At 61.0% G+C, this 12,716-nt stretch carries 8 protein-coding genes; 4 read left to right on the top strand and 4 right to left on the bottom strand.

The genetic code is table 11. From position 1 onward, the window contains the following. Positions 1-213: 213 nt before the first annotated feature. Positions 214-1,650: an FAD-binding oxidoreductase gene (locus ALTAJ2_RS08100; RefSeq protein WP_007109112.1), complete on the bottom strand. Its 1,437-nt coding sequence runs from the start codon at positions 1,648-1,650 to the stop codon at positions 214-216. A 149-nt stretch (positions 1,651-1,799) separates the two neighbouring features. Here ALTAJ2_RS08100 and ALTAJ2_RS08095 point away from each other — a divergent pair, with 149 nt between their 5' ends. Continuing rightward, complete coding sequence (locus ALTAJ2_RS08095; RefSeq protein WP_049900194.1) at positions 1,800-2,711, top strand: helix-turn-helix transcriptional regulator; 912 nt, start codon at positions 1,800-1,802, stop codon at positions 2,709-2,711. A gap of 99 nt (positions 2,712-2,810) precedes the next feature. Here ALTAJ2_RS08095 and ALTAJ2_RS08090 read toward each other — a convergent pair whose 3' ends face one another. Further along, positions 2,811-3,206: a CopG family ribbon-helix-helix protein gene (locus ALTAJ2_RS08090; protein WP_007109114.1), complete on the bottom strand. Its 396-nt coding sequence runs from the start codon at positions 3,204-3,206 to the stop codon at positions 2,811-2,813. Positions 3,207-3,312: 106 nt separating this feature from the next. Here ALTAJ2_RS08090 and ALTAJ2_RS08085 point away from each other — a divergent pair, with 106 nt between their 5' ends. After that, positions 3,313-4,170 (top strand): hypothetical protein, encoded by an 858-nt coding sequence (locus ALTAJ2_RS08085; RefSeq protein ID WP_007109115.1) that lies wholly within the window; start codon positions 3,313-3,315, stop codon positions 4,168-4,170. A 170-nt stretch (positions 4,171-4,340) separates the two neighbouring features. Here the strand turns inward: ALTAJ2_RS08085 and ALTAJ2_RS08080 are convergent, their stop codons facing one another. Both ALTAJ2_RS08080 and ALTAJ2_RS08075 read right to left on the bottom strand, forming a co-directional pair. Continuing rightward, positions 4,341-6,878, bottom strand: a complete 2,538-nt coding sequence (locus tag ALTAJ2_RS08080; RefSeq protein ID WP_007109116.1) for an efflux RND transporter permease subunit — start codon at positions 6,876-6,878, stop codon at positions 4,341-4,343. A 3-nt stretch (positions 6,879-6,881) separates the two neighbouring features. Beyond that, entirely contained in the window at positions 6,882-8,492 is a 1,611-nt protein-coding gene (locus tag ALTAJ2_RS08075; RefSeq protein WP_007109117.1) for a COG1361 S-layer family protein, read from the bottom strand. Positions 8,493-8,756: 264 nt separating this feature from the next. Here ALTAJ2_RS08075 and ALTAJ2_RS08070 point away from each other — a divergent pair, with 264 nt between their 5' ends. Then, positions 8,757-9,362, top strand: a complete 606-nt coding sequence (locus tag ALTAJ2_RS08070) for a TetR/AcrR family transcriptional regulator (RefSeq protein ID WP_007109118.1) — start codon at positions 8,757-8,759, stop codon at positions 9,360-9,362. Positions 9,363-9,839: 477 nt separating this feature from the next. Beyond that, the gene (csg, locus tag ALTAJ2_RS19430) at positions 9,840-12,329 is read left to right on the top strand and encodes an HVO_2072 family ArtA-dependent S-layer glycoprotein (protein WP_050031447.1); all 2,490 of its coding nucleotides are present in this window, start codon (positions 9,840-9,842) and stop codon (positions 12,327-12,329) included. Positions 12,330-12,716: the final 387 nt, after the last annotated feature.

Below are 12,716 nucleotides of genomic sequence, written 5' to 3'. Positions count from 1 at the left end.
ACCTGAACGGCTGATATAGCGCGTCGGGATTTTCGGGCAGGTGCCCGTTCCTTTGGCGTTCAGGCAGTACGAGCACCGTTCGGAACCACCCCCTTGGTCTCGTCCTCATGACGCGTGTTGCTGTCACGCCCCGATGCGAGCGCCAAGCGCACTCACGGACACGACGTGGATGATCGCCGATCCCCCAGGGCACTCACCGATTCGCTCTCGGACTTACGGGTTCGTATTGGCTCCGCCGTCGGTCCGGTCGGATCCTGACGGTGCGATGTTCTGGTTATGGCTGAAGAAATTCGTCGGGTCGTACTCGTCCTTCAGCGCAACTAATCGCTCGTACGTCGGTCCGAACGTGGTCCGCATCATCTCTTCACCGTTTTCGAGGAAGCCCGGGAAATTGAGGTAGACAGAACCGTCCGAGAACTGCCGCATGTCGTCGAGACAGTCACGCACCCACTCGACGTTAGCCCCGTCGTTCTCCGGACGCTCCCAGTTGGCTTCGACGCTCAGTAAGTAGGGAGCGTGCCGCCCCGCGAACGCGCTGGCCTCGGCATCAATCTGGGCAATTGCGCCCCCTAGCTGCCAGATATCGACCGTCGAGAGCGGCGAAGGTGCCACGTCGGCCCAGTAGGCGATGCGATCGATGGCGGACTCCGAGAGACCGTCGAGATACAGCGACTTCCAGTAGTAGCGCATCCCGTCGGGGTAGTCCTCGTCGAGGATCCGTTGGAGTTCAGTGTAGGGCATCACACCGCTGAAATCGGCGATCGGCTCTGTGAGTTCACGTAGGGCCAACAGCGCTCGCGTACCGTCATCCACTGGTCCGGCGTAGCACCCCATGATGGCGGATTTCTGCCGATGGACGTCGTCGTCCTCGAACAGGTCATCGTCGGGCAGTTCACCTGCGAAGACCAGGGTGCTAACCTCGTCGGGCGCTGATTCGACGAACTCCCGGTACGCTCGCAGACAATCGGCCAGCTGGTCGCTCGGATAGAACACCAAGCACGTCGCTACGTCGGGTCCGACGGAGTGGAGTTCGAACTCGAAAGCGGTGACGATACCGAAGTTCCCGCCGCCACCGCGAAGCCCCCAGAACAGGTCGGAGTTCTGGTCCTCGCTGGCAGTCAGGAACTCGCCGTCCGCGGTGACGAGGTCCACGGAGCGGAGGTTGTCACAACTGAGGCCGTACTTACACCGGAGGTGGCCGATACCGCCGCCGAGAGTGAGTCCCGCAACGCCCGTATCCGAGACGACACCGCCGGGCGTTGCCAGCCCGAACGCCTGCGTTTCATGGTCGACATCCGCCCACGTGGCGCCTCCCTCGACCCGCGCGGTTCGCGAGTCAGGATCGACACGAACACTGGTCAGCTCCGACAGATCGATCACGAGGCCGTCGTCGCACACGGCGCTCCCAGAAACGTTGTGGCCCCCGCCGCGTACCGCCACGGGAAGATCGTTCTCGCGGGCGGCATTCACCGCGCTGATGACGTCCGCGGTACCGCGACACCGAGCAATCAGTGCCGGGTACCTGTTGATCATCCCGTTCCACACCGCGCGAGCGTCATCGTAGTCCGTGTCGTCGGGGCGGATCACGGTCCCGCGAAACGTCCCCTCGAGCTTGTGTAGTTGCTCGTCGCCAATGGTCTGTGATGACATGCCAAATGATACGCTTCGATAGATCTTGGCCTCACCCACCGAGCAGCGTTCCACACCGGGAATAGTGTTTCAGACGGTGAAACTGCGTACGGGTTCCGGACGGGCTAGAGTTACTACCGCAGGTATCTATTCTCCAGCAGGGGTGCGCCATGACGTCTGATCAAGACGAACGACCGACCGACGATAGGCATCCACAACCGGGGTCGCCGGTCCTTGAGGCCATCCTGGAGAACGCGCGAAGCCGTCGCCAGCTCGGCCAGCGCCTGAGCGAAACAGGGGATCGTGTGGACGCGGACCTGCTCAGCGACATCGTTCGGCACGGTCCGGTCCTCGAGGCGCTGCTGAACGACCCCCTCGATCGTGGGGAGATCGAAGACCGTCTCAACGTTTCGCGGGCGACGAGCCACCGCTTCACGCAGTGGCTCGATGAACAGGGGTTCGTCAAGAAGACCGATGGACGATTGCAATTGACTGGACGAGGCGAAGTCGTCGCGGAGGAGGTCCTCCGCTTCGAGGCGAACGTACAAACCGCACACAGACTGACGCCGCTGCTCGATGTGATCTGTGAGGACCACCGGGAGTTCGTCGTCGAACCGTTCGTGGACGCGACCGTTACCGTCGCGAGACCAGATGACCCGTATCGGCCCATCGAGCGGTTCATCTCACTCGTCCGGGAGTCGGAGACGTTCCGAGGATTCAATACGACGCACATGGCACCGCTCGTTCTCGGCGGGTTCCACCAGCAGTTGTTCGATGCAACCGACACCGAAATTATCTATCTCCCACGCATCGCCGAGAAACTCTTCGACACGTACCCCGAGCGTGCCCGGGAAGCAATCGAGAGCGGACACCTCACCCTCCGAACGCGCGACGAACTGCCGTACGGGCTCGCTCTCTTCGATGAACGCGTCGGAATCGGTGGTTACGACGAGACGACGGGGCTGATGCGGGTGTTCGTCGATACTGATGCACCGATCGCGCGGGAGTGGGCCGAACGTGTGTATGCCTCGATTAGGGACGATTCCGAACCGCTCAACGAACGAATCGATCACGCACGCTAATAGAGACCGTTCTACTCAGTCGAGCCCCGATTTCAAGAGACGAAGATCGAACTCCGACGGTATTGGTGTTCAACCAGTTTGTTGCGGGTAGTTCTTCCGTCACAGCTCATTATCGCGGATGACCATCACCTTTACCCGGCGCACCCCGTCGAAATCACGGAGTCGATACGTGAGTTCGCGTACTCGCTCGGCAGCACCGCGACAAAACAGCGACTCGAGACACCACTCGCCCTGGTGCGTGTGGCTCGTATTGAGGATCACGTCCTGATACTCGTGTTGGACGCCGTGGAGTTCCTGAATCACGTCGTGATGACGGTAGTCGAATCCCACGAGCGCAACGATCTCACCGATCGTATCCTCGAGTCGAGAGTGGGCTTCGATGAATTCCAGCATCGCTTCTCTGACGGCCCGGGACCGGTTCTCGAGCCCCTCGTCCTGCCACACGCGGTCGAACTCCTCGACTACTTCGTCGGGGATGTTGAAACTCGTTCGCATCGGGTACAACTGACTCGTGCAGATACAAGAGGGTCGTTATGACGAACCCCCCGATTCGGTATTAACAATCTCTAAGCGTGCTGGTTTCTGCGTGTCGAGTGAGTCGATGGTTCCAAACGAGATACTCGGTCCGCTCGTCGGTGCGGTCGTACTCGGTGCGATCCACGGGATCGAACCGGGCCACGGCTGGCCGGTCGCCGCCTCGTACGCGCTCGATCAAACGAACAAATGGGTGTACGGGCTCGCGGCGAGTCTGCTCATCGGAATCGGCCACCTCATCAGCAGCCTCGCAATGGTGGCCGTCTTCTTCTACGCGAAGGACTACTTCGACCTCACGCGACTCAATGATCCACTCACGGTTCTCGGCGACATCCAAATCGGCGGCCCTGTGAGTCTCGTCGCCGGGATACTGCTTATCGCACTCGGGATTCGCGAATACACCCACGGCCACTCGCACGCAGAGCACGGTCACACCCACGGCGACCACAGCCACGATCACTCCCACGCAGAGCACGGTCACACCCACGGCGACCACAGCCACGATCACTCCCACGCAGAACACGGCCACGAGCACGACATCGATTCGTCGGATGGGGGACTGGCTCGGCTAAAGCGACGTCTTCCGTTCGTCGGAGACTCCTCGCACACTCGTTCGCACGATGAACCCGACGATGCCGCTGCCCGTGGCCTCCTCGGAATCGCATGGTTCGCGTTCGTTCTCGGATTCGCTCACGAGGAGGAGTTCGAGATCATCGCGCTGTGCGCTGGCTCGAATTACTGTCTCGAACTGATGAGCGCATACGCCGTGACGGTCGTCGTCGGGATCGTCGGTCTGACGCTGCTCCTGATCGCAGGGTATCAGAACTTCGAACGCGAAGTCGAGCAGTACACTCCCTACCTCCCGGCGTTTTCGGCGTCGGTCCTCGTCCTCATGGGACTTGGGTTCATTACGGGACTATTTTGAACCGTTCTAGCGTGACTCGTTCCTCCTCGCTGTCTTCGTAGTCCGTCTCGGATGAACGCCGTCGTCCCCGAACCGGAGTCGGTAACGATCGGGAGACCGATGTGTCGCCCTTCTTCATTCCGTCAGAGACGAACACGGTGGTAAAGCGCGTCTCGAATCGGTCGAGCCGTCTAGTGCTTCCCGGTCAGTGATCGAACCGACGCCCGCCACTGAACGTCACCGAGTGGGCCGAATCGCCGCTCGAGGCGGTCCCAGACGACGATCGTCGAGGGAAGGAGGAGGATCGACGTGAGGTAGGCATAGAAGACCCCCAGCGCGAGCAGGAGTCCGAACTCCATGATCAGGGGGATCAAGGCGAGATACAACACGCCGAGCCCGCAGACGGTCGTGAGCATGCTGCCCGTCAGGGCACCGCCGGTTCCACGAACGGTAACCGCCAGTGCCTCGTGGACGTCAGCCCCCGCCTCGTACTCGTCGACGAATCGGTGCATGAAGTGAACCGTGTAGTCGACACCCAGTCCGATCGAGACCGAAAGAATGGGTGCGTTAAACGGCGATAACGGGACGTCGAACAGCCGCATCGACGCCGCGAGCATCGCGACCGTAACGAGGACCGGCACGAGGTTGATCACACCGTAGATCATCCGGCCCTCGAGCCACCAGTAGGACAGCATCAGGAAGCCCGCGGTGAGGACGAACGCGACGATGAGGCTCCTGATCGCCGACTCGCTGATGCGGTCGATGACGGCCTGATTGACCACCAGACTCCCCGTGGCCGTCGCGTCCATAGACATGTTGGCGGCGACCGCCTCGGCGGCGTTCGTCGCATCGGTCTGATCGGCGTCGACGTCCACCTGGTAAACGATCCGGGTCGCGCTCCGGTCGCTCGTGACGTACTGGTGAGCGGCGTCCGACTCGAGCAGTTCGTCGTAGACCTGATCGACGTTTCGGTCCGGCAGTTCGTCGCCGTTGGAATCGGCTCGCTTGACCGTCGCTGCGAACTCGGGGTCGGTCGATTGCCGTTCTTCCAGAGCGCTCACGAGACTGTCCGCTTCTGCCCGCCGGTCGGTTTCGACGAACGCGTCGGGCGGCTCGGAGACTGCACGGTCGACCTCGCGGAAGGCGGCGGCCGATCTGACGTCGGGGTCGTCGACGTAGACGGTGACCGAGCCCACGAACCCCTGATCGAAGTCCTCCTCGAGGTAGTCAAGGACGGTCATGAACGTGTACTCGCCGGGTGCAAACGGCTCGGGAAGCCGTTCGTACTGAGCGATGCGGTCCTCGTCCGGGAAGAACGCCTCCTGGGAGAACTCCGTGTCGACGCCCGTCCCGTAGCTGGCCGCTGCCGCACCGAAGACGAGCGCGCTCACGAGGACGATGACGGGAGCGATCCGTGCCGCTTTCGTTCCCACGGGGAGGACGCGTCCGAGGAACGAGTCCTCGCTTCCGAGGGGTCTCGTCCCGAAGTTCGGCATACGGGTCCCCTCACGGAGTCTGTCCAGGCCGACCTTCCCCGCCGGCAGGAAGAGACCGAAGATGAGGAAGGTAAAGCTAATACCGACGGCGGCGACGATGCCGAAATCACGAAGTTGGGAGAGCGAACTCGTCAGGTTCGCGGCGAACCCGATAACGGTCGTGAGCGTGACGATCAAGAACGCACCCGAGAGCTGTCGCGACGTAATCCCCATCGCGTCGCCGATCGACGCTCCCGCCGCCCGCTCTTCGCGATAGCGGTTGATAATGTGGATACCGAAGTCGATCCCGACGGCGAGCAACAGCGGAAAGACCGTGATCAGCGAGTCCGAGAACGGGATCTTCGCATAGCCCATGAATCCGAACGTCCAGATCAACGTCATGACCAGCGCGACCAATCCGAGCGCGAGATCGATCGGGTCGCGGTACGCGACCAACAGGAAGAACATGATCAACACCAGCGCCGCCGGGAAAACGACGATCGCGGTGTCGCCGAGCAACTGCAGCGTCTCTTCCTGAATGATCGCGTCGCCGAACACCTCGACGTTTTCACCCGTCTCGTAGCCGTCGATCTCGTTCGCTAACTCGGCGGTCCCCGTCTGTAATTCGGCTCTGTCGTCCGAATCGGCGTTCGGGGGCGTCTCGTACGTGACCGCGATCTGAGCGACGTCGGCTTGTGCCGACTCCCGGGTGAAGTCCGTACTCACCGGCAGCCCCGCCGTCTCGTCGGCATCCGCGATCGCCGCCTCCAAGTCCCGTTGTGTGGCCCGCTCGACGGCGCGTCGCTGTTCCTCGCGCGTCTCGGCGTCCGGATCGAGTTGTCGAGCGACCAGCGAAGCCGGACTCGTCGTCGATGCGATCCTGAGTCCGTCCGCGTTTTCCGCACGCTCTTGGAACTCGAGCATCCGACGGAGACTCGGCTTCGAGAGGGTGTTTCGCTCGTCGGTGATGAAGAGGTTCGCGCTCGAGTTGCCACTCTCGCGGCCCTCGGCCTGGAAATCGTCCTGCATGTCCTCGAGGGCCTCCTGTTCTTCGAGTCCGTCAGTAAACTGGTCGGTTCCGGCCTGTTGTTCGCCACCGCCACCCATGCCACCGACGAACAGCACGGTAACGATGACGAACGCGAGGACGACCTGCCAGGGTCGGTCGGTGATCACTGCAGTGACCCGGCTCCCGAGCGACGACTCGTGTTCCGTCGAGTCGGTCCCGTCGCGGATCTCGTCGAGGTCCGGCATCGGTCAGTCCCGTCGCAACCAGAGGCCGATCCCGATTCCGGTCACGGCGAGGACACCGAGCGTGCCGACGATCAGCGACGGGAACCCGCCACCGTCGTCTTCACCGGGTTCGACGTCGATCGGGTGGGTATAGACGTCAGAGAGGACCGTCTCCCCTCGCGCGGTGTCGTACTCGAAGTCGAGCTCGACCGGATGCGTCTCGACGGTCGCAGCCATCGACGCCGAGATATCGAACGGAATCGTGGCCGACTCGCCGGGCTCGAGTTCCTTGACGAAGGCTTCGTCGTCCGACGTGTCGAGCTCCCCTTCCGTGTACAGTCTAGCATCGATATTCGTCACCGTCTCCGGCCGCTGATTCGTGATCTCGAGGACGAGATCACTCGTCTCGCCCTGCCGGACCGACGCGTTGTCGTCGCTGATCGAGAACTCGTCGGTTCGGTCGTCGACCACGACCCGCTCGGAAATCGGGCCGTCCCGCAGGGTCGCGTCCCCGCTGCCGGTGTATTCGACGGTAAACCGGAGCTGCCGGGCACCCGGGTCGGCCTGGCCGCTTACTTCCATCGGGTAGGTAAACGTCGCGGCCTCACCCGACTTCAGTTCGGGGAGTGCATAGCGGGTGTCTTCGACGAACAGCGAGTCGCTCATCGGTTCGACGATCAACACCGCGTCGTCGACCGGTCGCGGGCCATCGTTGACGAGCTCGCCCGTCACGGTTCCCTCGTATCCGACCGAGAGGGACCCCTCGAGCGTTCGCATCGAGAACGACTGCTCGCCTGCGGGCGCGAACGTCGACCGAACGGGCGTCGATGTCCGTTCGACGCCCGACCGATCCTCGTACGTGACCGTCGCCTCGATCGACTTGGCCGCCGCGCTGGTGGAATTCGCGATCGCCGCCTCAACCGTCGTGGTCGTCGTCTCCCCCGGTTCGAGGTCGCCGACGGCGGTCTCGCTCGTCCCACCGTCGATCGTCACGCCACCGAAGCCGGTCACGGCGACGCGCGCCTCGGTTGCGGCCTCGGTTCCGGTGTTTTCGATCTCGAGTGTCATGTCGCCGTTCCCACCCGGTGCGACGTCCGTATTGACGTTCGAGATCGAAAACCGGGGCTCGTCGGGAACCGTGACCGTCAGCTCGAGCGTTTCGGTCTTCGTGAACCGCTTTTGTAACTCCGAGGCGTCGGAAACCCATGCCGTATACGCGTATTCGACCTCGATTTCGATCTCGTACTCGCCGGGGTCAGTGTTCTCGGGGATCGTTAGATCGAGCGGTGCCGTCGCGATCTCGCCGTCGCGAATCGGGCCGACGCCGACTTCTCCGGATTCGGACTCGAAGGGACCAGCGTCGTCGATCCTCGCAGTCACACCCCGGGCAGTCAGTACGCGATCGCTCTGGGCACCGGTCCCCAGCCTCCCCTCGTTTTTGAGTTGGACCTCGAGCGTGGATTCCGTCCCGGGGGTCACTTCGGGGTTGGAATCGACGGTTTCGAGGATCGGCTCGCCGCTCGTCTCCTCACCGGTGGCCTGCTGAGCCAGTGCTGCCGGTCCGGCGAGCGATAGCAGCAACCCGAGACTCGTAACGAGGGCGAGGGTGAGGGCGGCAGCGCGGTGCGTCCTCACGGCATCCACCTCGAGCGAGCCCCGAGCGTGACCGTCGGTCCGATCGCCATCGGAGCCACGTGATCGACGCGTCCAGCGGGCGGACTGTCACACATTGTTCGAGGACGCGGAGGCTATCGTTATAACTTTTCTCACGTCGAAATCGAATCAAACCGATTATGACGGTGCGACGTGCTCCATCCAGTATGAACGCGCCCGACGAGAATTCGTCCGAAACCGTCGTAGAGACGGCCCCACGACCGGCTCGCGATCGAGGTGACTCGCGTGGGTAGCGACATCTTCGACAACCCGGTCAACACCCGCGAGGAGATCCTCGCAGCGACCTATCGAACGCTCAGGGATCGCGGCTACGCCGACCTGACGATGCAGGCGATCGGCGAGGAACTCGACCAAAGCCCCTCGTTGGTCTACCACCACTACGAGGACAAGGACGCACTGGTGCGTGCGTGTCTCGAGTACCTCCTCGAGCACTTTCGGGACGAGTACAGTTACGAGACGATCGACGACCCGCGCGAGCGACTCGAGGAGGTGGTCGACTGGTGTTTCGGAACGGCCGACACCGACGACGATCGGCAGCCGTTCGTCCGGACGGTACTCGAACTCCGCGTCCAGGCGATCCACGATCCGGCTTACCGGGCCCACTTCACGCGGAGCGATCAGGTGTTCGCCGAGACGATCGCAGCGATCATCCGTGCGGGAATCGAAACCGGCGACTTCCGGGAGTGTGACCCGAACGCGGTCGCGGAAACGTTACAGACGGTGTTCTTCGGGATGCTCAGTCGCCTGTTCAGTACCGATGCCGATGGGTGGGCCGAAGCCGTCTCGAACGAAGTCGAACTATATCTTGAGTCGCGTGTGTACGCGGAGTAGTTTCGACCGCTTCTCCCGATTGGCCGAGTATAGTAAGCGATCGAAAGCCGTTCTTACCCGTTTGGATGCAGCGATCTCGATTTCCCACCTGCGGTAAAATCTAATTACCAACTCGAGACGAGAGACGGGATCGAAACGACCTCTAGTGGTGCATCACCGAAGTGCGGATGTGGGTCCGCGGGTCGAATCGCAGTCACGGACGGCGATCTTCCCGCTCGAGACGGGGTTCGACGGAGGGCACGATCTAGTAATATACGATAAATCGAACATATCTTCACGATCAATTATTCTGAAATGCCGGGGGTGGACAACAAAGCATATATGGTGAGCCTCGCAACGGTTGTACTGTACCCCTACCCATGGTCATGCAAGCAAGTAGGATCGACGGACGAGTCGGGGTCGGATGTAATATCCGATTACCGAACGCCCGATCGGAACGCAAGCGTGGCCGTGCAGAACACACGACTACGATATAATATGACAACAGACAACATAACCTATCGCGAGAAGGGACGCGCAGTGCTCCTGACCGCGATGATGGTACTCTCTGTCGTTGCGATGTCCGCGGCGTTCGTGGGCGGAGCAGCGGCAGTAAACGAGCGGTACGATAATCCAGATAGCCCGGTTGTATCGGAAGACACGCTCTTCCAGGGCGAAGACGACTTCGTCCTTGAGAACGGTGACTTCGCAAATACGCCTTCCCTCGAAGGTGTGAGCGGTAACGCTGAGGGCGAACTCCTCGACCTCCAGACCTCGATTCCGGAAGATCAGACTCCGGGTCGCTATTCCAAGGGTGGAGAATCCAATGCTGACTACGTGTACGTTCAGACCGCTCGCGTTACGGATCTGACCGTCAACAACCTTGACGATAACGGAGACATCATCTCCGACATCGACGGCTCCAGCATTTCGACTGACGACGCAGACCAGATGGAAGTCGTCGTTGACTACAACTTCGATAAAGCCGAACTCCTCGAAGTTGTCGTTGAGGACGAGGACGGTTCCGACATCACGAATCAGGTCCTTCAGGACGGCGAAACCGACACGATCGACGACTCCGGTGAGAGTGTCCTGATCGACCTTTCGGATTCGGACGCTGGCGAATACACGATCACCGCGCAGGGTTCGGAAAACCTCGACTTCGGTGAAGCTGTCGAAACTACGACGGTTGAGCTGACCACCGATAACGATGTTGGTCTCGAACTGAGCGACGACACCGCAACTCGCGGTGACAACGTTCAGTACACCGTTACCGGCGGGACCGACGGCGAATACCACCTCGTCGTGATCGAGGAGTCCGAGTTCCGCGACAACCTCGACAAGACAAACGCCAAGAACATCTTCCGTAACGTTGACGACACGAACGCAGTTGGATACGAGGACGGCGAGTTCGCTTGGGCTGAGGTCGAAATGGACGGCACGACTGCTGTCGGTTCGATCGAAACCCAGTACCTTGACGACTCCTCGATCGATATCGACGTGTACGAGTCGTACACTGCTGGTGACGACCGTACTGCCGAGATCACCGATATCGTTAACGGCGACGCAATGAGTGAGGACGATGTCTCCCTCGACGTCGAGACGGGCGACATCACGATCGAGAGTCCGGACGGTACCTACGTCGTTGGCTCCGAAATCGACGTGAACGGTACTGCGACCGGCTCCGACGAAGTCGCAATCTTTGCTCGCGACAACAGTGACTGGGAACTCGTCGCAGAGAACATCAACGTTGACTCCGACGATACGTTCGAGGAAGAAGACATCACGCTCTCTAACACGGACTACGAGGGTTCGGACGTCTTCAGTCTCCCCGGCACCTACCGCTTCGGTGTTATTGACCAGTCCGATGCCGACGAAGTGCGGAAAGAAGCCAACGTCGACGAAGGGGACTTCTACACCATCGGCACTTCGGACTTCAACCAGGGAACCAGTACCAGTTCCTCACTCCGAGTCGTCGAGGGTGACCTGACCGCCGAGTTCGTTACGATCAACGGCGAAATCTCCCAGGACGTCGACGGAGATATCGACGTGAACGGTGCTGCACGCGGTGAGGACGAGGTCATCATCGCGTTCGTCGACGAACGTGGCCGTACGAGTGCGATGGCGGCCTCTGTCGACAGCGACGACTACACGTTCGATGAAGAGGACATCTCGCTTGGTGACCTCTCGCAGGGAACCGTCTCTGCACACGTTCTCTCCGATGGCCGTGACGAGTCGTGGGGTAACGGCGAAATCGAGGACATGGTCAACTGGTTCAACACCCGTGACTCCTCCCTGAGCGGCGAACAGATCCGCAGTCAACTCGCTGACAAGACGGTCGACGAGTCGGCAAGCGACGACCGCATGGTCACGGAAACGTTCCGCTACACTGACGCCTCGACCACGATCGAATCGGTCTACCCCAAAGGGAATGAGGCCGACGGCGTCAACCCCGTCTCGGACGACGGCACGATCGTCGTCGAAGGTACGACCAACCTCCAGCCGAACGACAACACGATCACGGTAGAGGCTCTGGACGAGAACGACGAATCGAAAGAAATCAACAGCACGGACGAGTGGGACACTGACGGCCAGTGGACCGTCGAGGTCAGCACTGAAAACATCGATGTCGGCTCCTACACGATCGAGTCCGATGACGGTGAAACCACCGACCGTGCAGACATCGAAATCGTTGACGAAATCGACAACGGCGACGACGACAACCAGGACTCCGACGACAACCAGGACTCCGACGACAACCAGGACTCCGACGACAACCAGGACTCTGACGACAACCAGGACTCCGACGACAACCAGGACTCCGACGACAACCAGGACTCCGACGACAACCAGGACTCCGACGACAACCAGGACTCCGACGACAACCAGGACTCCGACGAAGACGACAGCACGCCCGGCTTCGGTGTCGGTGTCGCGCTGGTCGCACTGCTCGGCGCCGCGCTGGTCGCACTCCGACGCGACAACTAAGCGCTGAGCGATAACCGTTAACTGGGTCTTTACCCAGTTCTTGCCGAACGTTCCTTTCTTTTGAGGTGCTGACCGGATAGTGACGACGCTGCCTGTCTGACGGACTGCAGCGAATATCCGATGCCAGCGACCGGATCTGATCGTCCTGTCGAGTCAACCCGAAGAGAATTGGCAGGCGGCTCCCAACTCGCCACTGAGTCCCACGCCGTCGAGACGGCCCAATAGTGAGCGGACGGTTCAATAATACTGCTCGTATTCGCGTGTCGGCTCTCTAACTCATGTAAATACGATACAATGTTTCAAAACAGATCTCCCTCCCATCGGCTGGTGGCCGTCCATCCTTGTGTGACCGTTGTGGTGAGGGTCTCGCATAATGACACCGAACAA

The sequence above is a fragment of the Natrinema altunense genome (genome assembly GCF_000731985.1).
In the GTDB taxonomy this organism is placed as follows: Archaea; Halobacteriota; Halobacteria; order Halobacteriales; family Natrialbaceae; genus Natrinema; species Natrinema altunense.
The sequence above is the reverse complement of the archived record's forward strand: the minus strand, read 5'-3'. Positions and strand labels throughout refer to the sequence as shown.